Annotated in this window: 18 protein-coding genes; 15 read left to right on the top strand and 3 right to left on the bottom strand. The window is 49.0% G+C overall.

What is annotated here, in order from left to right:
• The first annotated feature begins 142 nt into the window (after positions 1-142).
• From A7975_RS22215 to mglC, 6 genes are all read left to right on the top strand, one after another.
• The gene (locus A7975_RS22215; protein ID WP_053372815.1) at positions 143-1,795 is read left to right on the top strand and encodes a response regulator; all 1,653 of its coding nucleotides are present in this window, start codon (positions 143-145) and stop codon (positions 1,793-1,795) included.
• Positions 1,795-3,543, top strand: coding sequence for a cache domain-containing sensor histidine kinase (locus A7975_RS22210; RefSeq protein WP_053372814.1), 1,749 nt, complete (start codon positions 1,795-1,797; stop codon positions 3,541-3,543). Before A7975_RS22215 ends, A7975_RS22210 begins: the two co-directional genes overlap by 1 nt.
• Complete coding sequence (locus tag A7975_RS22205; protein WP_065386569.1) at positions 3,543-4,526, top strand: substrate-binding domain-containing protein; 984 nt, start codon at positions 3,543-3,545, stop codon at positions 4,524-4,526. The genes A7975_RS22210 and A7975_RS22205 overlap by 1 nt, the downstream gene beginning before the upstream one ends.
• 112 nt (positions 4,527-4,638) lie before the next feature.
• Positions 4,639-5,649, top strand: coding sequence for a galactose ABC transporter substrate-binding protein (locus A7975_RS22200; RefSeq protein ID WP_053372812.1), 1,011 nt, complete (start codon positions 4,639-4,641; stop codon positions 5,647-5,649).
• A 109-nt stretch (positions 5,650-5,758) separates the two neighbouring features.
• Positions 5,759-7,276 carry a sugar ABC transporter ATP-binding protein gene (locus A7975_RS22195; RefSeq protein WP_053372811.1) on the top strand — a complete coding sequence of 506 codons (1,518 nt, stop codon included), beginning with the start codon at positions 5,759-5,761 and terminating at the stop codon, positions 7,274-7,276.
• 30 nt (positions 7,277-7,306) lie between these two features.
• Complete coding sequence (gene mglC / locus A7975_RS22190) at positions 7,307-8,323, top strand: galactose/methyl galactoside ABC transporter permease MglC (protein WP_065386568.1); 1,017 nt, start codon at positions 7,307-7,309, stop codon at positions 8,321-8,323.
• Between the two features lie 306 nt (positions 8,324-8,629).
• Here the strand turns inward: mglC and A7975_RS22185 are convergent, their stop codons facing one another.
• Positions 8,630-9,475, bottom strand: coding sequence for an HAD hydrolase family protein (locus tag A7975_RS22185; protein ID WP_065386567.1), 846 nt, complete (start codon positions 9,473-9,475; stop codon positions 8,630-8,632).
• A gap of 56 nt (positions 9,476-9,531) precedes the next feature.
• Positions 9,532-10,974, bottom strand: coding sequence for a MocR-like pyridoxine biosynthesis transcription factor PdxR (gene pdxR, locus A7975_RS22180; protein ID WP_065386566.1), 1,443 nt, complete (start codon positions 10,972-10,974; stop codon positions 9,532-9,534).
• A gap of 127 nt (positions 10,975-11,101) precedes the next feature.
• On the opposite strand from pdxR, the gene A7975_RS22175 reads away from it, so the two are divergent.
• From A7975_RS22175 to murI, 3 genes are all read left to right on the top strand, one after another.
• On the top strand, positions 11,102-11,569 hold the full coding sequence (locus A7975_RS22175; RefSeq protein WP_065386565.1) for a RidA family protein: 468 nt from the start codon (positions 11,102-11,104) through the stop codon (positions 11,567-11,569).
• 177 nt (positions 11,570-11,746) lie between these two features.
• Positions 11,747-13,639 carry an LTA synthase family protein gene (locus tag A7975_RS22170; RefSeq protein ID WP_369688949.1) on the top strand — a complete coding sequence of 631 codons (1,893 nt, stop codon included), beginning with the start codon at positions 11,747-11,749 and terminating at the stop codon, positions 13,637-13,639.
• A 164-nt stretch (positions 13,640-13,803) separates the two neighbouring features.
• Entirely contained in the window at positions 13,804-14,601 is a 798-nt protein-coding gene (murI, locus tag A7975_RS22165) for a glutamate racemase (protein WP_065386564.1), read from the top strand.
• A gap of 139 nt (positions 14,602-14,740) precedes the next feature.
• Here the strand turns inward: murI and A7975_RS22160 are convergent, their stop codons facing one another.
• Entirely contained in the window at positions 14,741-15,517 is a 777-nt protein-coding gene (locus tag A7975_RS22160; protein ID WP_053377478.1) for an exodeoxyribonuclease III, read from the bottom strand.
• A gap of 298 nt (positions 15,518-15,815) precedes the next feature.
• On the opposite strand from A7975_RS22160, the gene A7975_RS22150 reads away from it, so the two are divergent.
• From A7975_RS22150 to wrbA, 6 genes are all read left to right on the top strand, one after another.
• Positions 15,816-17,573, top strand: coding sequence for an ABC transporter ATP-binding protein (locus A7975_RS22150; protein ID WP_065386563.1), 1,758 nt, complete (start codon positions 15,816-15,818; stop codon positions 17,571-17,573).
• Positions 17,570-19,330 (top strand): ABC transporter ATP-binding protein, encoded by a 1,761-nt coding sequence (locus A7975_RS22145; RefSeq protein ID WP_065386562.1) that lies wholly within the window; start codon positions 17,570-17,572, stop codon positions 19,328-19,330. Before A7975_RS22150 ends, A7975_RS22145 begins: the two co-directional genes overlap by 4 nt.
• 670 nt (positions 19,331-20,000) lie before the next feature.
• A complete protein-coding gene (locus tag A7975_RS22140) occupies positions 20,001-20,459 on the top strand; it encodes a hypothetical protein (protein WP_053372799.1) in 459 nt (152 codons plus the stop codon).
• Positions 20,460-20,599: 140 nt separating this feature from the next.
• Entirely contained in the window at positions 20,600-24,493 is a 3,894-nt protein-coding gene (locus tag A7975_RS22135) for an NEAT domain-containing protein (RefSeq protein WP_065386561.1), read from the top strand.
• 164 nt (positions 24,494-24,657) lie between these two features.
• Positions 24,658-25,422, top strand: a complete 765-nt coding sequence (locus A7975_RS22130) for a pirin family protein (protein WP_065386560.1) — start codon at positions 24,658-24,660, stop codon at positions 25,420-25,422.
• Between the two features lie 39 nt (positions 25,423-25,461).
• Positions 25,462-26,076: an NAD(P)H:quinone oxidoreductase gene (gene wrbA, locus A7975_RS22125; protein WP_065386559.1), complete on the top strand. Its 615-nt coding sequence runs from the start codon at positions 25,462-25,464 to the stop codon at positions 26,074-26,076.
• Positions 26,077-26,112 lie beyond the last annotated feature (36 nt).

Raw genomic sequence — 26,112 nt, 5'->3', positions numbered from 1 at the left:
TAATTGACAAGGCGAATGACGAACCATAATGGGATCAAACGAACTTATATTTACAAAGACAAAATTTATGGCAAAATGGTATTGGCGGCACGCAGTCCGCAAGGAGGCGTAGCGCTCAAAGCAATGTTTTAGGGGGAGCCTTATGTATAAACTGCTGCTTGTCGACGACGAGCCGGAAGTTACGGAAGGATTAATGGTCGAAATAGATTGGGCCAGCTGCGGCTTTACGGAAGTAAGGACGGCGAGCAACGGCAAGGAAGCGATGGAGATATTTGAGAAAATGGAGCCCGACGTGCTCATTACCGATATTAGTATGCCCTATATGAATGGGCTTGAGCTCTCGGAATGGGCAAGAAAGATGTACCCGATTACGCGAATCGTTATCTTATCCGGACATGATGAATTTGAATATGCGAAGCAAGCCATCCATTTGCAGGTAGAGGCTTATGTTTTGAAACCGTTCTCAGGCGAGCAGCTGACCGAAACCATTGCAGAGGTTGCAAGGCGGATGGATGAGGAACGGGAGATGCGGAGCAATATCGAGCTGCTTGAGGAGCATTACCGTACCAGCTTGCCCATCGTTCGCGAGAAGTTTCTATCGTCCTTGATCACTCGCAAGCAGCAGCATAAGGACATCTCGGCGAAAGCGGCCAAATACGGCATGCAGCTTGAGGGCGAAGGTTATGTTGTATCGATTATATCTGTAAACCACTCCGATGACGGGAGTGAGAAGGGGGCACAGTCCTCCTCCACCTCTCTGGCCTCGTCAACTGATCTCGATCTGAAGTTGTTTTCCGTTTGCAACATTGCAAGTGAGATATGGGCGAGGCATGAGCTAGGCAAAGTATTTATCCATCAGGATCAAGTCGTATTGTTCTCTGTGAGCCCGCGCCCGGAATCCGAGCTTATTATGGAGCAAACGCAGGATGCGCTGAAAGAAATTTTGCAAAGCATCGAGCGGTTTTTGCGGTTCCCGGTCATGATTGGCGTCGGAACGTTTACGCGGGATATCGGCAATTTGAAATATGCTTACGAGTCCGCTACGGTTGCGCTCGATTACCGGCGAATTCTCGGCAACAATTTGATTATTTGCATTGACGATATGGAAAGCAGGGATCATGAGAAGCTTTTGTTCGACGAGTGGAAGGAGCAAAATCTAGTCAGCGCAGTCAAGCTCGGCACGGAGAAGGAGCTGGAGGAGGTCGTTGATGGGCTGTTCGACGAAATCGCCCGCGTTCAAGCGCCCGTGCATGAATATCAGCATTATTTGCTCGAAATGGTTACAGCCATTATCAAGTTGACCAAAATTCATGAAAGCGACTCCGATGATATTTTTGGGGGCGGATGGGGCATTTTGAATCAATACCAGAAGCTCAACAGCGTGCAGGAGACCAAGGCATGGTTCGGTGAGCTATGCGCGAAGGTGCGCAGCCGTATCGCGAGCCGCAGGCAGCATACGTATAAGCAAATTGTAGAGGATGCGATCAGCTATACGAAAAGCCATTTTCACGAAAGTGATTTGTCTATAGCGAAGCTCTGCGCACAGCTGCATATTAGCACGGGTTATTTCAGCGGTTTGTTTAAGAAGGAGCTGAAAATGACGTACGGCGCCTATTTGCTGCAGATGCGGATGGAATCGGCCAAGGAGCTGCTTCGGACGACGGAGCTTAAAGCGTTCGAAATTGCCGATCAGGTAGGCTTTGCCGACCCGAACTATTTTAGCCTCACGTTTAAGAAATATGCGGGCTTGTCCGCCAAAGAATACCGCAGCGGCTTGTTGGGGCAGGGCAAGTGATGCAGCGCAGAAGCATTCAATATATTTTGACGGTGGCGTTCACGCTATTCTCCGTATTTATCATCTTAATCGTTAGCGTCGTATTGTATGGCCGCTTCTCGGCTACCGCTAAGGAAAACGCTTTTCGCAACTCGCAGCAAATTGTGGATCAGGTCAGCTACAATCTTGAAAATTATGTGGAGGTTACCTCCGATCTGTTCAATATGATGCACCATGCCATTGGCCAAAGCGATAATGTGAAGTCGGATACGATGCGCCGGCAGCTGGAATCGATGATGTCCACGCGTACGGATACGGTATCTCTTGTGCTCTTTGACGATAAGGGGCAGCTGCTCTTCGACCTGCCGAATGTTGAATTGAAGGACACGCTGAAGGTGACCGAGGAAAGCTGGTTTCGCAGTGCGCTTGATACGACGGGCCATTTATCCATTTCGCTTCCCCATGTGCAAAATTTGTACAAGCAGCAATTTCGCTGGGTCGTATCGATTAGCAAGAGCATTACCGTTCAGCATAATGGCAAGCAGGTGAACGGCGTATTGCTGCTCGATGTGAACTTCAATACGATAGATGAGCTGTCCGAACGAGTTAGCTTGGGGCAAAAAGGGTACGTATACATGCTCGACGAGTCGGCGGGCAATATCGTCTATCACCCTCAGCTCGAGCTTATTTACGCGAGTCTAAAAGAAGAGAACGTCGAGCTTGCGCTCAAGCATACTTACGGCAGCTTTATCGATGAATCCACGGAGGATGCGAAAATGATCAGCGTCCAAACGATCGGCAACGTCGGCTGGAAGGTTGTAGGCGTATCGTATATGGATGAGGTCATGACGACAAGCTCGGTATTGAACCGTTCGATGTTGAAGCTGCTTATTGCGCTGGCACTCATCGTTTTCCTGCTGTCCAGCTTAGTATCACGCCGCATATCAAGGCCGATCAAGCGGCTGGAGCTGTCGATGAAAAGCGTGGAGCGGGGTGATTTCGACCTGACGGTCAGCGGCGAGGGACCGCTTGAGATTAAGCATCTTGCGGATCGGTTCAACATTATGATCGGTACGATCAAGCAGTTGATGAACCGAATCGTAACGGAGCAGGAGAGCAAACGAAAATATGAGCTTGAGGCGCTGCAAGCGCAAATCAATCCGCATTTTTTGTACAACACCTTAAATACGGTCGTCCGTATGGTCGGCATGAACAAAAACGAAGAGGTCATCAAGACGATTACGGCATTGTCCAAGCTGTTCCGCATTAGTATCGGCAAAGGAAAAAGCTTGATACCGATCGCAGATGAGATGGAGCATGCGCGAAATTATTTGATCATCCAGCAGATGCGCTTCAAAAATAAATTCGACTATACCTTTGATATGCAGGAAGAGGCGCTGTCTTATGTTACCTTGAAGCTTATTATTCAGCCGTTAATCGAGAATGCGCTGATGCATGGCATCGAGCCCTCCGTCGATAAAGGGCATATCGTAATATCCGCTAAGCTTGACGGAAGCGATGTGGTCATTCAGGTGATCGATAACGGGCTAGGCATGTCGGAGGAGCAGCTCGGCAAAATCCTTTCGGGAGAAGTCGTAAGCTCGAAGGGCTCAGGCGTAGGCATCATGAATGTGCAGGAGAGAATACGGCTTTATTTTGGCGAAAAGTATGGGCTTCATTTCGAGAGCGAGCTGGAAGTCGGAACGACTGTCACCATTCGTTTCCCTGCCCGAAAGCCTGAGCAAATCGAAGGAGGGGATCCATCCTAATGGTAATGAAAAAAGGAAGCATCATTAGCTGGCTCCTATTCTTCGTTGCTGCCTATCTGCTGTATTCTGCGCTTTATCCGGATGAGCAGCAGCCGAAGCAGGAGCAAGCAGGGAAGACCATCCAGCTTATTCTACGCACAAGCAAAGGCGACTACTGGCAAAACGTAACGATGGGCGCGCAGGCAGCGGTCAAGGAATTTGGCATCAATTTGCATGTCTCCGCTCCAACGGACGAAGGAGATGTAGAGGGTCAGCTGCAAACGGCGATGCAATCGCTTGAGACGAAGCCTGATGCCATCGTGCTTGGCGCGAATGACGATGCGGCATTTGAGCCTTTTTTGAAGGAGGCAGCCAAGCGGCATATTCCTGTTATTGCAATCGACAGCTTGATTACGTCCGGCGCGACGGCTTCTTATATCGGAATGGACAATTACCTTGCCGGCAAAGAAGCGATGCGCGAAATGGCAGCTCAGCTTGGCGGCAAAGGAGCCGTAGCGATCGTTGCGTATACCAAAGGGGGCATTAACGGCAAGCTGCGAGAGCAGGGAATTCGCGATGCCGTAGCTGAATATAAGGGCATCCGCCTTGTAGACAGCCAGCCTTGTTCGGATGAATATAGCATATGCCAGCAAACGGTTAGCGGTATTTTGGATAGGCAAAAGGTAGACGGCATTTTGTCGCTAAATACGGAGACATCGATTGGCGCGGCGCTTGAGCTGAGGCGAAGGCTGGCTGGGGAGAAGATTAAGCTGGTCGGCTTCGACAGCTCGCCGGAGCTGCTGGAATTGCTTCAGGAGAACCAGCTCCAAATGTTGATCGTGCAAAATCCGTTCAGCATGGGGTATCTCGGCGTTAAGCATGCGATTGACGCGGCGCAAGGACAACAGATTCCTAACCGCGTGGAAATGAGCATGGAGTTTATTACGGAGGAAAACATGTTTTGGCTAAAAAATCAAAAGCTGCTGTTCCCCGTCGTTCAATAAACGAAAGATATGAGGATATTAATAAAAGTGATGAGGATATTAAATGTGAATCCATCGCCTTTTGCGACATAATGAAGCTGTAGTTAATTAATCCACCAGGGGGTCAATAAGAATGAAAAAGTGGACGGCAGCGATTATGATCGGAGCACTTGCAGTTACGGCAGCGGCATGCGGAAACTCAGACGGAGAGGGAAGCACAAGCGGGTTGCCAAAGGCAGGCGTTGCGATTTATAAATTTGACGATACATTCATGAGCGGCGTGCGCAACGCAATCGAATCAGCGGCAGAAGGTAAATTGGCAGTAGATATCGTAGATAGCCAAAACTCGCAGCCAACGCAAAATGATAAAGTCGATTTGTTTATTACGAAAAAAGTAAAAGCGATGTCGGTCAACCCGGTTGACCGTACGGCAGCAGGCATTATTATCGACAAAGCACAAAAAGCAAACATTCCAGTCGTGTTCATCAACCGCGAACCGCTTGCCGATGATTTGGCTAAATGGGATAAAGCGTACTTTGTAGGCGCTAAAGCGGAGGAGTCCGGTACGATGGAAGGCGAAATCGTTGCCGAGTACTGGAAAGCACACCCGGAAGCGGATAAAAACGGTGACGGTGTATTGCAATACGTTATGTTAAAAGGCGAGCCAGGCCATCAGGATGCCGAGCTTCGCACAAAATTCTCTATCCAAGCGATCCAAGATGCTGGAATCAAAGTAGAGAAGCTGGCAGAAGACACAGCGATGTGGGACCGCGTTAAAGGCCAAGAAAAAATGGCAGCGTTCCTTTCTTCCAAAGGCGACAGCATTGAAGCCGTTCTAGCAAATAACGACGATATGGCGCTTGGCGCAATCGAAGCTTTGAAAACTGCGGGCTACTTCAAAGGCGACAAATTTATGCCGGTTGTAGGCGTAGATGCTACAGACCCTGCAAACCAAGCGTTGAAAGAAGGAACATTGCTTGGAACGGTTCTAAACGATGCGACAAACCAAGGTAAAGCAACGGTTGAGCTTATGCGCGTGCTTGCTGCGGGCGAAACGCCATCGAAGGAAAATACGGGTTTTGAAATTACGGATGGCAAATATGTATGGATTCCGTACCAAAAAGTAACGCAAGAAAGCAAATAATACGAGTACAGAAATGGATGAACAAGAAGCAGGGGAATAACGTCACTTGCGTTGCCCCTGTTTTTTTTCGCCCACTTTCTAGGTGGGCTGGATAAAAGGAGGCTATACAATGGCAAAGCAGCATCCTTATTTGCTTGAAATGAACGGGATAACAAAGACGTTTCCAGGTGTCAAAGCGCTAGATGATGTAACGCTGAAGGTACGTCCCGGCACAGTTCATGCTCTTATGGGAGAGAATGGTGCAGGCAAATCTACATTGATGAAATGTTTGTTTGGCATATATAAGCCGGATGCCGGCGAGATTTTTCTGGATGAACAGAAGGTTGAAATTAAAAACTCAAAAGACGCATTGAACCATGGCGTTTCCATGATCCATCAGGAGCTGCACCCGGTGCCGCAGCGCAGCGTGATGGAAAACATTTGGCTTGGCAGATTTCCGGTAAGAGGTTTTCCTCCATTCCGGTTCATAGACCATAAAAAGATGCACCGAGACACGGTGGCGTTGTTCGAGGATTTGAATATGACGATTGACCCGAAGCAGCTTGTCGGCGAATTGTCGGTATCCAAAATCCAATCGCTCGAAATTGCCAAAGCGGTATCGTTTAATTCGAAAATTATCGTAATGGATGAGCCAACTTCATCGCTTACCGGCAACGAGGTCGAGCAGCTATTCGCTATCATTAACAAGCTGCGGGCGCGGGGCGTCTCCATTATTTATATTTCGCACAAAATGGAAGAAATATTGCGCATTTCCGATGATGTAACGATTATGCGCGACGGTAAATATATCGGCACTTGGCCGGCTCCCGAGCTGACCATTGATACGATTATTACGCGTATGGTGGGCCGTGATCTATCGGATCGGTTCCCAGAGCGGACGAACAAGCCAGGCGAGGTCATGCTGAAGGTGGAAGGATTAACTTCGCCGCACGCGCATTCATTTAAAGACGTTTCGTTCGAGCTTCGCAAGGGAGAAATCCTTGGTGTTGGCGGGCTTGTAGGCGCGCAGCGTACGGAGCTGGTTGAGGCTTTGTTCGGGCTTCGTTCCGTTAAGTCGGGTGCGATTTATAAAAATGGCAAACCGATCACGGTGAAATCGCCTATTGACGCGAAGAAGCACAAAATCGCCCTGCTAACAGAAGAGCGGCGGGTCACCGGTATTTTCCCCGTATTGTCGGTTATGGAAAATACCGCAATCGCCAATCTGGACATGTACCAGAACCGCTTAGGCTTCCTAAACGAATCGAAGATGAGGAACGAAGCGGCGAAGGGCGTCGAGAAGTTCAAGACCAAAACGCCGTCAGTCGATCAGCTTATTCGCAACTTATCGGGCGGCAACCAGCAGAAGGTGCTGCTGGCACGTTGGCTGCTGACAGATCCGGATATTTTGCTGCTGGATGAACCGACGCGGGGCATCGACATTGGCGCGAAATACGAGATTTACAGCATTATTATCGAGCTGGCGAAGCAAGGCAAAAGCATCATCATGATTTCATCGGAAATGCCCGAGCTTATTGGCATGTCGGATCGCATAATGGTGATGTCGGAGGGACGCTCAACCGGCATACTGGACGGAGAATCAGCAACCGAGCAAAGCATTATGCGGCTAGCGGCACAGACGGGTTAATGATGAAGGATTTAAGGAGGCTTACGACAAATGGACACAGCTAAAGGCTTAAAGATAAAACACGTTTTTTCGCAAAACGCAATTTGGATCGTTCTTATCGCATTAATTTTGGGAATCGCAATTATTGATGCCAACTTTTTGTCTATAACGACGCTCAGAGATATGCTGGTGCAGTCTTCTACGAGGACCATTATCGCACTAGGCGCCGCTTTTGTACTCATTACCGCGGGCACTGACTTATCGGCAGGGCGTGTAGTCGGCCTCACTGCGGTCGTATCCGCATCGATGCTGCAAATGCCTGATTACGCCAGCAAGTTTTTCCCTAACCTGCCGCAGCTGTCGATCATTATCCCGATCTCAATTGCGATTATAGTGGGGTTGTTGGTCGGGCTTCTAAACGGCTTGATCGTAGCAAAGTTTAACGTACCGCCGTTCATAGCGACACTCGGCACGATGGTCGCGGTGTATGGGATGAACTCGCTTTACTTCGATTTGCCGCCCAACAACTCGCAGCCGATCGGCGGCTTGCGCAAGGATTTCACCGAGCTTGGAACAGGCGCCATTGGCGGCGGTCAATTCTCGATCCCGTATATCGTTCTAATTGCTATATTCGTAGCGTTCATTGTATGGGTCGTATTCAACAAAACGCGTCTTGGCAAAAACATGTACGCGATTGGAGGCAACATTCAAGCCGCTCACGTATCCGGCATTAACGTTGCTCGCAACCTGATGTGGATCTATGCCATTGCCGGCGCTTTGTATGGCCTGGCTGGCGTGCTTGAAGCAGCGCGCACAGGCGGAGCATCGAACAACTACGGCAATATGTACGAGCTTGATGCCATCGCAGCATGTGTAGTCGGCGGCGTGTCGACGACTGGCGGCGTAGGCAGAGTAAAGGGAATCATTGCGGGTGTGCTCATTTTCACCGTTATCAACTACGGTTTGACCTTCATCGGCATCAACCCGAACTGGCAGCTGATCATCAAAGGCTTGATCATCGTCGTTGCCGTAGCGTTTGATATTCGCAAATACGTTGCGAAGAAGTAACGCAAGCAGGAATAAGGAAGTAGGAGCTGTCCTCAAGGTCGATGACCTGGGGCGGCTCCTTTTTTTGTGGCGTAGCATTCAATAAGAAGAAGGCGCAAATTCATCGAGACAGCTTAGGTGAAGTTTCAATTGTACTGTGTGCAAGGAAAGACATTTCGTTAACTCTTTTCATTATTACTATTGTAGTTAAAGCAGCAGGAATCGACTCTTCGACTTCGACTTTTACTTTAAAGTCCATTTCATTGTATTTTTTCAGTTTCTACTGCACGAAGCGCAATGTAGGGGCTATTTTAAGCAGCAATCGATTTAAGCTCTGCCGCCAGTCGCCTTATAAATATATGCAGCAACGCCATCCTCATCGTTGCTGTCTCCTACTAGCGTTGATCGTTCGATGAGCGCGGGATGCGCGTTAGCCATAGCGACCTTGGTCCCAGCAGCTTCAAACATCCCCAAATCGTTCAGGTTATCTCCGAAGACGGTTATTTCCTCTGGCTCGCATTTCATAAGCTTGGCCCACTCCAGCAGCCCTTCCTTCTTATTTGCCTGGCTATGGCTAACTTCCAAAAAGTAGTGGTTCTCTATGTATTGATCCTTCATGAGGTGGATGTGGACCTGATCACCGAACGTTTCCTGTACCTTCTCCTTTAAGGGTTCCAATTCTTCAAGCAAACCAATATAGGTGACGATAAGCGTACGATAAGCAGCGGGGCACTCAAGCAACGGGATTTCTGCAAAGCGGGGATCATTAGGGCGGCTTTCGAAAAACTTCAAGTCCCCGGTCCGAAGCAATTTTTCGTGCAGTACGCGTTCTTCGTCTTCTTCATCCAGCGCAAATAAAAAAGGGAGCAGTCCTTGCGCTCTTCCAAGTCCAATAATTTCATTCGTCGTTTTGATATCGAGCCAATGCCCGCCTAGCACCTTCAAAGAAATCGGATCAAATATAACGGCTCCGTTATACAAAACAATGGGGAATTTCCACGGAATGACGGAAACGATTTTGTTCGAGCTCATATAGCTTCTTGCCGTCGCATAACTGATGATGACCCCTTCGTTCAATGCGCTGCATAAGACGTTAATTGTATAGTCGGACAAGGTTGCATCCGATTGCAGCAGCGTGCCGTCGAGATCGGTAAGGAAATGTTTATTCGCCAAAAGAAAACGCCTCCCAGGTTCAGCCGATTTAATCACATCGTTCTAACTTTATTCTTTTATTCTATCCGAACTTGAGCAGGAGTGGGTGTAGCTTCGGACCATGCTTTCGCAAGTATGCGAATGCCTCGTTCGATGTCTCCTTCCTTCATACCTCCAAAGCCCAAATAAAGCTTTGGATCGTCGCCAGCCTTAACAGTGGAATCCTGTGATGCATAGACACGAACGTCTTCGGCGGCAGCCAGCTCAATTAGCTCATTGGCGCTGCGGGCCGTTTTGACGGTTATTTCAAGATGAAGTCCGGCAGAATCGCCGTTGATTTGTACATTTTCAGACAAGTGGGCTTCAATGCTGGCTTTAAGCCTTGCATGCTTCTTCCGATAGAGATGGCGAATTTTCCGGATATGCCGGTACCAATGCCCTCGTTCCATAAACAATTGCATAGCCCACTGATCGATGCGTGACGGACTGGTAAGCGCGTATTCTATGGTTGGCAGCTTGTCTATCAATCTCATGGGGAGAACCATATAGTTCATTCGCAGGGCAGGGGTGAACGCTTTGGAAAAGGTCCCGATATAGATGACATTGCCTTGCTCATCCAGCCCTTGCAGGGAAGGAATGGTTTTGCCGGAGTAGCGGAACTCCCCATCATAGTCATCCTCAATCAGATATGCGCCGCTGGAGGCAGCCCAGTTAAGCAGCTGCTGCCTTAGGGAATAAGACAAAGGACTTCCCGTGGGACGATGTGATGGCGTGAGATAGAGTGCGGGTATGCGCTTCTCTTTCAATGCAGCAATCAAATGCTCATGGCTGTTAAGCGGAACCGGGACAACGTTGAAATGATGCTGCTGAAAAATAGCCCTAACCTGAGCGATGCCGGCTTCCTCTACCGCTATCGTAGTGAAACCTTCTAACAGCTTGGAGAGAACTTGAACGCTGTAGGAGATGCCTGAGCCGATGATGATCTGTTCGGGCAAGCAGTTGACGCCTCTAGAATGCTTCAAATACTGGGCTAGCTGAAAGCGCAAGCCGTGCTCGCCTTGCGGGTCGCCATACTGATGAACGGAGCTAATATGAAGGGAGAGGGCATCATGAAGGACGGATCTCCAAGGGCGAACCGGGAAGGATTCCCCGTCCACCGCGAGCAGGCTGAAATCTAGTAGGACTTGGCCATTATGCTGCGGCTGTGGCGTTGAATGGCGATGCGAGCGATTCGGAGCCGCAGCTTTCTGCTTAAGCTTCCCCGCAGCAGCAGGCATCACTTGTGGATTAATGACAAATAGGCCGGCACGCGGCTTACTATATACGTAGCCTTCTTCCAGCAGCATATGATATGCGGTCTCGATTGTCGTTTTGCTAAGCTTTGTTTGCTCTTGGAGAGAGCGGATAGAAGGCAATTTTGCTCCATTTTGCAAAAAGCCATCCTGTATAAGTCCACGAATATGCCGGTATAGCGACATGTACAGGGGTCCTTTTTCATCTCCAGAAAGTACAATGTCCATCGTTTGCCCACACAATCTGACCTTTAAATTTAATGAAGATCTGATCCTTTTGCAGAGGTCAAACCTAGTATAAACTTTGGCATAAGCTTACATCAACTGCAGAATACAAATAGAGAGAAGGGGTAATATGTCTCAAGTAGAAGGAATCACTGAAAGAAGGTTAACGGAACTCGGAATTGTGCTTCCCAAGGCAAGCCATCCAGCAGCCAAATACACGAATTGCGTATATTCAAACGGACTGCTGTTTGTTTCCGGCAAAGGACCAACCGACTCGGTTAAGGGAAAGCTGGGGCAGCAATTTTCTACGGAGGAGGGGTATCAATTCGCTCGGCAGGCGGGGATTGAGGTGCTTGCAGTACTCAAAAGCGCTTTGATGCACTTGGATAACGTGACGCGGGTGGTGAAGGTTCAAGGTTTCGTAAATGCCGACCCGAGCTTTGAAGAGCCTCATAAGGTGCTTAACGGCTTCTCGGATTTAATGATAGAAGTATTTGGCGACAAGGGCATCCACGCCCGGTCCGTACTGGGAGCGAGCTCCTTAAGAGATCAATTGCCCGTCATCGTCGATTGTATATTTGAAGTTAAGCCTGTGTAATCCTTGTTAAAAAAATGCAAGAGTTTCGTTTCCTAATTCGATTCCTTTTTGTTTCCTATATTAGCCGTTGCATTTGCCTTCATATTGCCTTAACATTAATGCTTAAGTAAGCCGTCATGTCTTGACGGTTTATTTCTATTTTCTGAGCAAGCGTTGATCTCTAAGGAGTGAAGGATCTTGAAGCTTATATCTACACGTTACGAGTACGACAGGTCGCCGTTTATTTTATTATTCGTTATGCTGATGCTGAAAATGCTTCTGTTCCGCCAATTCGTCTTTAACGGCATTCAGGCGGATCGCCTGCTGGCAGATGCGGCAGCTGTGCTAACCTTATTGCTGGTAGTTGACCTCATAACTTCGGCGAGATGGAGAGGGACGGTATTGGGAATTTTGAATGCGGTGCTGTCGCTTCTCCTTTTCGCTTCAACCATATATTTTAGCTATTATGGAACGGTTCCGACCTATACGGCGCTGCATGGACTGGACCAGGTGCTGCAAATTCGGACGAGCGTAGGCTCGATTGTCCAAGTGAAATATTATATATTTTTTGCTGACGTGGTCGTATTTGCTTTGCTTTATATCGTTAAGCTTGTCCGGGGGACTCGCAGCGATGGGCGAAAGCGCGTCGCGAGGCCAATGGTTGCAGGTGTTGCTGCACTGCTCTGCGTTGCCGTTTCGGGCGGCTACATCTGGTCGGGGAGCTCAATCCCAAATGAGATTGTACAAGCCGAAAACCTAGGCTTTTTAGATTATCAGGTAGCGGCTGCGATAAAAGCGAATCAGGTGCAAAACGCGATTAAAAACGGAAGTATGGAAGAAACGGCTGCGAGCGCCGAGGCGCTTCAAGGCTCTTATTTTGACCAAGCCGGGGCTGCGGTGACGGCGGGCACGCCAAGCTATTATGGCTTTGCCAAAGGGAAAAACGTCATTGTCGTGCAGATGGAGGCGTTCCAAAACTTTGCGATTAACCTATCGGTCGGCGGCCAAGCGGTCACCCCGACACTGAATCAGCTTGCGAAGGAGGGCTTTTATTTCCCTCATTTCTTCCAACAGATCGGGCAGGGCAACACGTCGGATGCCGAGTTTATGTCCAACACCTCGATCTATCCGACCGGCGATATGGCGATGTCCACCGGTTACGGCGACAGAGTCGTGCCCAGCTTGCCGAGATTGCTTGGAGACGAAAGTTATGCCACGAACACGTTTCATATTAACGATGTAACGTTTTGGGATCGCAACCGGATGTATCCTGCATTGGGCTTTGAAGCATACTATGATAAGCCTTCTTTTAAAAATGACCATTTTAATTCCTTTGGCGCCTCAGACGAGGAGCTGTACCGGGTCGGATTAGAGAAGCTTCAAGCGCTCGATCAGCAAAATAAGCCTTTTTATGCGCAGTTTGTAACGGCATCCAGCCATCATCCGTTCAAGGTGCCGAGCGAGCTCCAGCGGATTAAGATGCCGGAATCGCTGAAGGATACGCAGCTGGGCGATTATTTAACAGCGATCAATTATACCGATTACGCGCTCGGGAAATTTATAGATGGACTCAAAGCAAGCGGCATGTGGGAAAATACGGTACTGGTCGCATACGGCGATCACTCCGGGCTGCAGGCGAAGGATAATGATCCCGCATGGGTCAGCGAGCAGTTGGGCATTAAATATGACGGACAAGTCAGCCGCTTCAACATTCCGCTATTTATCCATGTGCCAGGCGCAGAGGGTAAGGTCGTTGATCAGGTAGGCGGTCAAGTGGATATCATGCCTACACTTTCAAATCTGCTAGGCATATCGCTCAAGGATAAAGGCTATACGGCTTTTGGCCATGATTTGCTTAATACCAGCCAAAATGTAGTCGGTATGCGTTACTATTTGCCGACGGGATCATTTTTCAATAACGATATTTTGTTCGTGCCCGGCAAGGGATTCGAGGACGGCACGGCCATCGATATTAGAACGAAGGAGCCCGTAGCGGATTTCAGCAAATATCGCGGGGACTACGATTATATATTGGAACTCATGAAGTTTTCGGATGAATATGTCCGTCTGCTGCCGAAGCGAGCGCCTTAAAAACAGCCATGCGCCTCTTGTCCTTTAGGACGAGGGGCGCTTTTTTCTTAAAGATACAATTATAAGCTTTAATGGAAGGTGGGAATGAGTTAAGATGGAATTAGCTCTATCCGAATATTCTATTTCATTATTCTATTTCACTAAACGTAAGGAATCGATGAGACATGCGAATTGGTTTTTTTGATTCAGGGATCGGCGGACTTACCGTGCTGGCGGAAGGGCTTAGAAGGCTCCCTGACAAGGATTTTCTTTATATGGCGGACACGCTTCATGTTCCCTACGGCACGAAGCCGAAGGAAGACGTAAAGGCGTATATTTTCGATACGGTTGGAACGATGATGAAAGAGGGAGTGGACGCGTTAGTTGTAGCTTGCAATACGGCAACCAGCATTGCGATTACAGAGCTCAGAGAACGTTATTCGCTTCCGATCGTAGGCATGGAGCCGGCTGTTAAGCCTGCGGTGGAGATGAACCGTGCAACGGGCAAAAGAGTGCTCGTCTTCGCAACGCCATTAACGCTGCAGATGCCTAAGTACTATGCGCTCGTCTCTCGCGTGGATGATATGGGGATCGTGGACTCACTGCCGCTTCCGGAGCTTGTGCATTATTGTGAAGCTTTGCAATTCAATAAACAAATTATGAATGAATATTTTAGGTCAAAGCTCTCTAATTATGATTTGAATGATTACGGCATCATTGTGCTAGGCTGCACGCATTATCCGTTCTATAAGGATATTTTGCGAGAGCTGCTTCCGGCCCATATCGAAATTGTGGACGGGAATGCCGGAACGGTGAAGCGCCTGCAAGCCTTGCTTAGCCGCTACGGCATCGCCGGGGGCGGCGGAAGCGGGAACGTTCAATTTATGTGTTCGGGCAACGAGCCTGCGTATATCGATAAAATGCAGACGGCGCTAGCGTACTTGCGCGAGAAGGAAGCCTTGACTGAGACGCTCCCCACTTAACCATTCAAATAGGCGGACAACGCTCAAGCTTGAGTGTTGTCCGCCTATTTTGGTGCAGCCACTTCGAATAAATAAAATGATTCAAGCAAAGGAGCCGCATGAAAAGAAATCCGTATTCGTTTTTTGCAGGGTAGGCTGCCTATTTCGAAACCTCAGCTTGAATATCTTCCATCAGAAGCAGAACTGGGCAATGGTCGCTTCCCAAAATATGAGTATCGATCTGCGCATCGATAAGCAGCGGGCTAAGCCTTGATGATGCTAGAAAATAATCAATGCGCCACCCAACGTTCCGCTCGCGCACCTTCGGCATGTAAGACCACCAGCTGTACACATCTGCACGATCCGGGTACAAATGTCTGAACGTATCGAGGAAACCAGCCTCCAGCAGCTCCGTCATCTTGCCTCGTTCTTCTAACGTAAAGCCAGAGTTGCCTAGATTCGGTTTCGGATGCTTCAGGTCGATCTCCTGATGCGCGACGTTCAAATCGCCGCAGACGAGTACGGGCTTCAAGGAATCCAGCTCCTGCAAATAGCTGCGGAAACGGTTCTCCCACTCGATTCTATAATCCAGCCTCGTAAGGTCGCGCTTGGCATTAGGCGTATATACCGTGACGAGGTAGAAGCTGTCGAACTCAAGCGTTATGACACGCCCTTCGGGCTCCGAATTTTCTTCAATGCCGTAGTGCACCGAAATGGGCTTGATTCTTGTGAACACCGCAGTGCCGGAATAACCTTTCTTAATCGCATAGTTCCAATACTGGAAATACTCCTCGCCCAGCTCCATGCTGATTTGGCCGTCTTGCAGCTTCGTCTCTTGCAGGCAAAAAATATCTGCGTCTGTTTCTTTGAAGTAGTCGTAAAAGCCTTTGGTGACGCATGCTCTAAGTCCGTTTACGTTCCAGGATACCAGCTTGATCATCATTTATCTCCTTGCGTTTTCTATCGTTTATTTACTAGTTTAGCATAAAGGAGTTACTATGTTCGAACTAAAAACATATCTAGCCAAGTCTCGGAAGGGCATTCGATTAGAATTCGGAACAGATATAAAGGTATATGGGAGAGTGTATAAATACGAGCGGGAAAAGCTACATATGGATATGGATGATGACACATCTTCAATCGCATTGAACAGTGTAAGCTTCATATCGTTAAGCGCTAACATGATTAAATAGAATCACCTGTTAACTCTAGTTTTAGGCAGGAAGGGGAAGGACATGAGCAAGAACAAGAAGACGAATTCGTTAAGCCACTATAAACTAATGCTGAGCCGTTATCTTCTTCCTCGGAAGAAGTCATTGTTTGCGCTGGCGCTGCTGCTTTTTTCCTCGATTGGACTGCAGCTGATCAATCCGCAAATCATCCGGTATTTTATTGATACCGCCCAATCGGATAAAGCGCTGCAGCCGCTCTATTACGCAGCCGCGCTGTTTATAGGATTCTCGTTAATCCAGCAGCTTATTTCTGTTGTTGCAACCTACGTGAGCGAAAATCTCGCTTGGAGAGCGACGAACCAGCTGCGCGGCGATCTTGCCGAGCATTGTCTAAAGCTGGATATGTCATTTCATAAATCGAACACATCGGGATCCATTATTGAGCGTGTCGACGGGGATGTTAACGCCCTCGCCAACTTTTTTTCCAGCTTCATTATTCATTTGGCAGGCAATCTGCTGCTGATGCTTGGCATCATCATTTTATTATTCCGTGAAAATGCGCTTATCGGCGCAGGGATGCTGCTGTTTGTTGTGTTCGCGATGCTTGTCATTCAATGGATTCGCAAATTCGCAGTGCCGGTATGGGCAAAATGGCGCCAAATCAATGCTGAGTTTTATGGCTTTATCGGCGAGCATCTGGAAGGAACGGAGGACACGAGGGCGAACGGTGCGACCGGCTTTGTCATGAACCGGTTCTACTCGCTGCTGCGCCGGATGCTTCCGCTGCGGAGAAAGGCGTTCCTCGGTTTTTCCTCCATGTGGATCACGACCATTATCGTGTTTGCGCTGGGCAACGCGATGGCATTCGCCATTAGCGCGTATCTTTGGAAGGCGGGCAGCCTCTCCATCGGAACGGTCTATCTAATCTTCTATTATACGGAGCTGTTAGCGAAGCCAATTGAAAAAATCCGGACGCAATTCGAGGATTTGCAAAAGGCTGACGCCAGCCTGCTGCGCATTCGGGAGCTGCTTGCTACGAAGCCGAGAATTGAGGATGGGCCAGGCGCTAAGCTTCCGGCAGGACCGCTGGCGGTAGAGCTGGACGGCGTCACCTTCGGCTATGACGACTATCCGACACTCGAGGAGCTGCAGCTTCATTTGAAGCCGGGAGAGGTGCTGGGGCTGCTGGGGCGGACAGGGAGCGGGAAGACGACGCTTGCTCGTCTGCTGCTTCGTTTCTATGATCCGCAGCAGGGCAGCATTAAGCTGAGCGGAACGGATATTAAGGAGTGCAAGCTTATGGAGCTTCGCTCGAGAGTTGCGCTCGTCACGCAAAATATCGAGATTTTGCAAGGAAGCGTAAGGGATAATCTGACCTTCTATGACGAGAGCATAGCTGATCAGGACATCATCCTCGTGCTGCGAGAGCTTGGGCTTCGCAGCTGGTACGAGTCGCTGCCGGAAGGATTGGATACGCCGCTCGCCTCGGGCGGCGGCAGCCTGTCGGCGGGAGAAGCGCAGCTGCTTGCTTTTGCGAGGGTATTCCTTACGAATCCGGGCCTCGTCATACTCGACGAAGCCTCATCTAGGCTTGATCCGCTTACCGAGTATCGGATGGAGCAGGCAATTAGCAAGCTGCTCAGCGATCGCTCCTGCATCATTATTGCACATCGTCTCACTACGGTGCAGCGTGCTGACCAGATCGTTATTTTGGAGCAAGGACGCATCGTGGAGAGCGGGCAGAGGCTCAAGCTGGCTTCCGACCCGGGATCGAGGTTTAGCCAAATGCTTGCGGCTGGACTAGAGGAGGTGCTGGCATGAGCACGTTTACGTATATGTGGCGTTTAATATGCTACCGCCCCGCGTGGTACATCACCAATGCGCTCGTCTGGACGGTTATTTATTTAATGCCGATTTTTCCGGGACTTATTACAAAAGCTTTTTTTGATTCTTTAACGATCGAATCGGCTGCCGGCTATGGCACATGGGGACTGATTGCCCTGCTGATAGGAGCTGCACTTGCCCGCAGCGCTACGGTGCTGATCGGATTTATAACGGATGTGAACTTCCGGTTCCGGATGGGCATGCTGCTGCGCCGGAACCTGCTAGAGCATATTTTGAAGGAGCCGGGAGCAAGAGCAATCCCTTGCTCGCCGGGCGAGGCGATCAGCCATTTCCGAGACGATGTTGACCAGTCCGAGGAAGCGGTTAGCTGGTCCGTCGATGTATTCGGCATGACCTGCTTCGCGCTCGTATCCTGTTTTATATTGATACGAATTGATGCGCAAATGACGCTGCTTGTCTTTTTGCCGCTAGTAATCGTCGTGATCGCGGCGCAGCTGGCGACGACCAGGCTGCAGAAGTATCGTTCGGAGAGCCGTGAATCTACGGCAAAGGTGACCGGGGCGATTAGCGAGATGTTCGGCAGCGTCCAGGCTATTCAAGTAGCTGGCGCAGAGAAACGCGTAATGGCACGCTTTAGAGAGCTGAACGACAATCGCCGCAAAACGATGCTGAAGGATAAATTGATGACCGAGGTGCTGGATTCCATCTTCTCCAATTCGGTGAATCTTGGCACGGGACTCATTCTGCTTCTTGCCGGCCAGAAAATGCGCGGCGGAGAATTTACGGTAGGCGACTTCTCTTTATTTGTCTACTACCTGACCTTTGTGACGCAGTTTATTTCGAACTTCGGCAAGTTTCTGACCTATTTCAAACAAATGACCGTTGCCCTGCTTCGTCTGACGGGCATTTTGCAAGGAGCTCCGGCCCATGTGCTAACGGTTGCAAATGACTTGCATCTGCGTGAGGATGCCTCTGATGCAGCGTCTTCTGTTCCGCCTGCCAGCGAGCGGCTTGAAAAGCTGGAGGTCAGCGGACTGTCGTATACGTACCCGGAGACCGGCAGAGGGATTGCTTCTGTCGATCTGATGCTGAAGCGCGGCTCATTCACTGTAATTACAGGTCCGATCGGCTCCGGCAAAACGACGCTGGTGCGGGCGTTGCTTGGGCTGCTTCCGCAAGATAGCGGGACAGTCCGCTGGAACGGAGCTGAGGTGAAGGATGCCGGATCGTTTTTTGTGCCGCCGCGGAGCGCTTATACGGCACAAGTGCCTAGGCTTTACAGCGACACGCTGCGTGAAAACATATTGCTAGGCCATTCGGATAAGGAGGGTCAGCTGGCTAGAGCGCTCCATACGGCGGTGCTGGAGGACGATCTCGTGCATTTTCAAGAGGGACTTGATACGGTTATCGGTCCGCGCGGCGTGAAGCTGTCCGGCGGTCAGGCACAGCGAACGGCTGCGGCGCGCATGCTGGTCCGTGACAGCGAGCTTTACGTATTTGATGACCTCTCTAGTGCGCTGGATGTAGAGACGGAGCAGAAGCTATGGGCTCGCCTATTCCGTGAACGCGGCGATGCGACATGCCTTGTTGTCTCACACCGCAAGACAGCCCTCGCGCAGGCTGATCATATTATCGTGATGAAGGATGGACGCGTCGAGGCGGAGGGAACGGCTGAAAGTTTGCTTGCTTCGAGCGAATCGTTTCATAAGCTTTGGCATGGTGATGAGAGCTAGCATATTGCTTTTTGATAAATAGCTTAGTATGACAGGAGCAGCCGAATCGAGTATTTCGGGGCTCCTGTTTTTGCTTTTTGAACGCTCAATAACAAACAATTGGATACAAATATCGAAGAAACTCAAGCGGACGCAAAAGGGATTTATTTTAAGAAAACAATAATAAGAAACCTTTTAATAATAATGATAATCGTTATCAATAATTGATAAAGCAATTAAGAAGAAACTGTAATTAATGTTTATTTGTAAATAAAAAATAAATTATCGAGAATATAATCTAAAATAACAATTGTGATTGTATTTAATTATAAAAATAAAAGAATCAAAAAACGATAGAACAACTATTTAAAAAATAAATAATGCCGTTTATACGATTGACATAATTTAGAGTATAACTATAAAATCAAGCTGTCGATGGGCGATGTACACGTTATCGATTTTCTGAAGAGAAGAGGCGTGCTGCTTGCAAAGGCTGGCATAGGCTTCTGCCACAGAAATTTTTTTGCAACTTAGATGATAATGATAATCATTGTCTTCATGCATACTTTTTTCTGTGGACGATATCCGCAAAGTAGAAGGGAGGAATAGCGTCACTCTTATCGGACGGAGCAATCATCGTATTTATTTGCAAGAACATATTCTAAAACCATTATAGGGAGTGTTGATCACTATGTTGCGTTCGCAAAAATCTTTCAAGAAAACGATGTTTCTTATGCTGCTCACTTTCGTATTTGCTCTAGCGATGGCGGTACCGGCTTCGGCTGCTGCTCAAAACCTGCAATTCCTTGATGAGAATGGAGCTTATTCTACCCATGCAAGCGCGTTTATCGACAGCGCTGATGTGACAGGCTCTGCTGGCAATTATACCGTTACGATTAAGCTGAAAAACACATACCCTCCGTTCCCAACGATTCCAGTAAGCTACGGCTTCCTGAACGTGGATGTTAACGGTGCGCCTGCTGGCGATGGCACATACGAAGTATCGGCAACCAAATCGGTTTCCGGCGGCTTCACTTACTTTGTATTCAGCGGCGTAAACAACCTCACGGATAACCTGCCGGTTGAGCTGCAAGTTAATGCTGGAGGATTCCACAACACAACGTACAGCCTGTTCATCGATTGGCTTTAATTAGATAGGAGCTGCTGAGTAAGCAGTTGGCAGACAGGCGAAGAGCGGTCGGTAATTTACCGACACGCTCTTCGTTTGCGCGATTATCGGCGGCTAAGCCCGTACGATTGTCGCCATTATTTTTTAAGGAGCGTAATAAATTGAGTAGATGGCTAAAAAAAACAGCTATCCTTTGGATAGCTATAGGTCTAATCGTATCCTCCCTGCAAACAGGTGCCAGCGCGGTCGCCGCGGCTGCCGCTAACGTCCCCGACGGCGTGTATGCCGTCGATTACACGATTCTCCATGATGAGCATGCTTCCACATCCGTGGCAAATGACTATATGAAAACAAACGGCGAAAAAGGGTCGTTGATTATTGAAAATGGTACCGTGAAATTCGAACATAAGCTTACGGCAGTTAATTATACGCGTTTTCCTTATTTAGGCTATCGCCTCGCAGGCAAAGCCAAAGCAGGAATCAACAATGAAGTCGTTTCAGGTATAGAGGGTTACCAAGCAGTTTCCACAAGACCTGTCCCTGGGGAGAACGGCAGTTATATCTTGCAATACGTCATTGCCGATCTTACCCAGAAGCAGGATGTCCTCATGCATATTTTCATTCCCGAATATTCCTATGACCATTGGTATAATGTGCGCTTAAGCATCGATACCAGCACCCTTCCAGACATTCCGGGCGGCGGGAATGGGGGAGTAGAGCCGGAGGAGCCAACAGTCACGAAGGTTACATACAGCCAGTTGGATGAGTTTATTACGGTATCCCGTTCTGTCTATTATTCAAGCTCGGAAGGCACGGCGTACGGCGACTATCCGATCGGTAGTAAAGCCGCTCTTTGGTCAGTGATCGACTATGCCGATACGATGCTCGGCCTAACGCCGACTGGCGATCTGGAAGCCTACGGCAATATTTACAACACGTTGAAAGGCGCTATGAAGCTTTTTGAATCGCGCAGAAAGCTGGCGGATCGAACCGAGCTTGAGAGCTTCATTAAAATTATTACCGAGTTTACGAACAATATTGCTGTAAACGGAGCGGCGGAAGGCTCTCCAGGCTCGGCATCTGCCGCGATTGCGGCAGGGGAATATTATCATTCCGATATCAACACCTTAGTCAAAAACCTTGGCAAAGCAAAGACTGCGGTAAACACGCCTTCATCTACGCCGCAGCAATTATCGAATTCATTGACAACGCTCGCCAATAATTATAAAAGAGCCAAAGATAGCCAATATCTAGCCGCCAAGCCGGTGAAGATTTATGCGCTTGATACGCTGGAGCCTACTAATACGCAATCGGTATATGCAAATGAGATCAGCAATACGGTTACGACGATCGTCAGCAGCATAAATGCACAAAGCTTATCTGGCTTTCTAGCGAATGTAGCGCTAAAAGGTCCTCCTGCAAATGCGAAGGTAGCTCAATCTTGGCCGAATGCGGATGGAACCTTCCAAATTATTAAGTCCGAAGCGTATACCCATTACGCAAATCGTTCTTCTGCGCTTTCCAATGCCGATGGCCAGGTTTATCAGCTAAGCCCGCGGGGTACGGATTCGAGTGACGAGGATTGGCAGGGATTAAGCTATATCAGCTATGACATCAACGGCGTAACACGCGATGTGTATCTTAGCTTTAATGTTGAAAAGCTGGAACGATTGCAGTCTTCTCTTGCCCAGTACAAGCGACTTCATGATACGGCTACCAAAGCTGATAGCGCTGATCTAGCCGCATTTGCAGCTGCAAAAGGAGCATTGCTTGCAGCCATCAACAAAGCCAAGCAGACAGCAGACAATCTGTCCGCTACCCGGCCAGCAATTACATCTGCACAGGCAGAGCTGGATCTGGCAGCAGATGCTTTTAAAGCGCTCATCGTGTATGAACGCTACTTCTCAACCTTGCATGGCACAAACGCGGCATTTTCGTCGGCAGACAGCTATTTCCTTAAGCCTGCCACCATTGGGACGGAAGCAAATGGCGACGTTTCGGTCACGTTTACGGTGAAGGACAACGCAGCGATAAAAGAAATAAAAGTAGAGCGTGACGGAAGCTATAAGGATGTTGAGATCGCCAGCGTAAACGAAGCGGCAAATACCCGCGTCGTTACCTTTAAAACGGCCGACCTATCTGTACTTCATAAGGCAAAGGTTCGTGTCGTAGTATCGCAGGGAGGCCAAATTTATGACCAAACCCATGATATTCGTCTTAACTTTAACGATGTAAATAATACCGCTTTAGCGCAGGCTATTTCAGCAGCGTCGGTTGTTCAAAGAGCGGCAGTAGTCGGCACGGCGATTGGACAGTACCCGGCTGAGGCGAAAAACGCTCTACAAGCGGCAATCACCGCCGCGGGTGCCGCTGCTGCTGGGGCGGAAAATACGCAAGCTCAGACAGACGAAGCGCTGCTGGCGCTGAATCAGGCAGTTGCAGCGTTCAAGGATAAAGCGATTAAAGGCATTGCCGACGGTGATTACAAAGTGAACTTCAGGATATTGAAGTTCGGGACGAATGAAGATTCCGTTATGCAGACCTACGTAAATCCAGTTGCAAGCTTGAAGGTACGCGGAGCGGACAAAACGATGTTCATTACGCTCAAGCAGCATAAGGAAATTACAGCTTTAAAATTTAAAGGACAGGATGTAAAAGTAGAGAGCATCGATGAAGCAACGAATACGCGAGTCGTATCGCTGCCTCTAACAGATCTGACTACGGTTACGGATGGCTGGGTGAAAGTAGATTGGCCTGCCATCAATTATCATCATGAGTACGATATTCAATTGAAGCTGGATGCAAGCTCCCTTACAGGAATTTTTGATGCTTCTGCGCTGAATGCTCTGATTAAGACAGCGCAGGAAACGCATGACGCAGCGGTTGAGGGGACGAAAGCGGGCAATTTTAAAGCCGGCTCCAAAGCCTTACTTGCAGCTGCGATTACGGAGGGGCAAGCGGCGGGGCAAGCGCCTCAGTCACAAGCGATAATTGACGCAGCCGCGGCAAAGTTGAAGCAGGCTTTGGATACCTTCCAAGCAGCGAAGATTGGCGTGGACCCGATTCCGAATCCGAATCCAGGCTCGTCGGATGGACAATACAGCATAGCCGTTCGGATTTTGAAATTTGGCACGGATCAGGATTCAGTCATGCAGGATTACATTATTCCTACGGCTAGGCTGAAGGTAGCCGGCAGCAGCAAGCTGGTCTACCTGACGATTAAGCAGGACAAAGAAATTACGGGGTTAAAATTTAATGGGGCTAACGTTTCGACGGAAAGCAGCAACAAAGAGAAAAATACACGGGTCGTTTACTTCCCGGTATCGGATCTCTCCAAGGTGACAGATGGCTGGGTGAAGATCGACTGGCCGGAAATGAGCTATCACCATGAATACAACATTCAAATTAAATTTGATGAGTCCAGCATGAAGCCGATCAGCGGGCAAGGCGACATAGAGCTCGAGGAAGAGAAGGATAAGGACGAAGGCAAAGGCAAGGAAGAGCTGGTTGAGCCTGTAGTTACTGGCTTTAAAGATATTGAGGGGCACTGGGCGCAAGCTTCCGTTGAGAAGGCCATCGCGCTAGGCATTGCCAAAGGATACGAAGACGGCAAGTTCCGTCCTAACGGAGTCATTACGCGGGGTGAATTCGCCGTAATGATCAGCCGTGCCTTGAAGCTGAAGAGCAGCGCAGCTGATGCTAAGTTTAATGACAATTCGCAAATACCGAACTGGGCGCAGGAGCATATATTCAGAGCGGTTGGAGCGGGACTAATCGGCGGATATGAGGATCAAACCTTCCGCGCAAGCAATGAAATAACTCGCTCTGAGCTTGCCGTTATCATAGCGCGCGCAGCCAAGCTGAAAATTAGCGAGGATGCGGTATTATCGTTCGACGATGCCGACCAGTTCCCGGCATGGGCGAAGAAGGAAGCAGCTGCAGCCATCCAGGCTGGCCTGATCCAAGGCAAAGGCAATAATAAATTTGACCCTAATGCGAGCGCTACGAGAGCTGAAGCTTTGACGCTTATTTTGCGGGTGCTTGAAAATTTGTAACAACGCATAGCTACGTTAAACCGGCGTCTTCCGATTTGGAAAACGCCGGTTTTTATTACTTTAAAAAAGTTAGTTGACATCTATATACCCTGATGATAGGATGAATATATACTAACATTAGGATTCACGATATTAAGATAAATAAATCAAAGGGAGGTTATACCATGAGGATGAATATATATACGCCGCTACAGCAAGCAACGGGCTCGTTTGAAGGGGGCAAAATCATTGAGCAAAAGCCGATTGGGTTCCCTCAGGATCTGGGTGCGGTTAAGCGGGTTGGTCCTTTATTTTACTGGGCTTGGGCACATGCCAAGGAGGGCGGCAGCATCGGGCTGCATCCGCACAAAGGATTTGAAATTATGACATATGTCGTAAACGGGCAGGTCTCGCATGGCGACACGCTTGGGACGGAGAGCACCGTCGGACCCGGCGGCGCACAGGTTATGCAGACGGGCTCCGGCGTATCGCATCGCGAGAAAATAGACGGTCCTGATGCCGAGATTTTTCAAATTTGGTTTGAACCGGATCTAAATGAAGCGATTAAAAGGAAGCCTACCTATCACGAATACGTTGCTGAAGATTTTCCAGAGACCGTCAGCGGACAGGTTCATAAGAAAACGATTATTGGCGAAGGATCTCCCATTCATTTGGTGACGGATGCGCAAATGTGGGATATTTCCTTGGAAGCTGGCAGCGAATATGAGCATGCCGTTCCAGCAGGATATTCGATCGCCGCCTTAGCCATTCGAGGAAATGGCAATTGGAGCACAAGGGAAGCCACGACTCCATTCCAGCATAAAGATTTTACCGTTGTGCAGGCAGATTCAGAGCCTGAGGCGGTTCGCTTGGCAATCGGGCAAGACAAGGTGCGCATGATCGTCATTCAGCTGCCTAATCAAGTAGCATACCCGCTATATCAGCGTTAATCGTTAGATCATAACTTTATTATTGAGGAGATGGATCAGATGTCAGCCATTAAACTTGCCATTATTTATTACAGCGTAACGGGTACCAATTATCAAATGGCGCAATGGGCCGCGGAAGGCGCAAAGGAAGCGGGCGCCGAAGTGAGAATTTTGAAAACGCCGGAGCTGGCAGATGAAGAAGCGATTCAAGCGAATCCGATTTGGCGAGCTCATGTTGCGGCTACGCAGGAAATACCGGAGGTTTCCTATAAGGACTTGGAATGGGCTGACGCGATTATTTTCAGCGTCCCGTCTCGTTTTGGCGGCATGCCTGGTCCTGTTAAGCAATTTCTCGATTCGACGGGCTCGCTTTGGTTTAACGGCAAGCTCGTTAATAAAGTGGTCAGCGCGATGACATCAGCTCAAAATGCCCACGGCGGTCAAGAGCAGACCATTCTCAGCTTATACACCTCGATGTATCATTGGGGAGCGATCGTTGCGGCGCCAGGCTATTCAAGTCCCGTTACCTTTGAGGCGGGCGGCAATCCATATGGAACGAGCGTGACGGTTCAAGGCGGCAAAATGGTCGAGGACGTAAAAGCGGCGGTTGAATACCAAGCGAAACGGACAGTAAATGTCGCACAGTGGGTACAGCTCGGACAAGCGCAGGCGTAAGCTTGAAGAGGCTGAGAATGAGGAAGGAGGCAGCGT

Source organism: Bacillus sp. FJAT-26390 (genome assembly GCF_001682865.1).
Lineage (GTDB): Bacteria > Bacillota > Bacilli > Paenibacillales > Paenibacillaceae > Pristimantibacillus.
The sequence above is the reverse complement of the archived record's forward strand: the minus strand, read 5'-3'. Positions and strand labels throughout refer to the sequence as shown.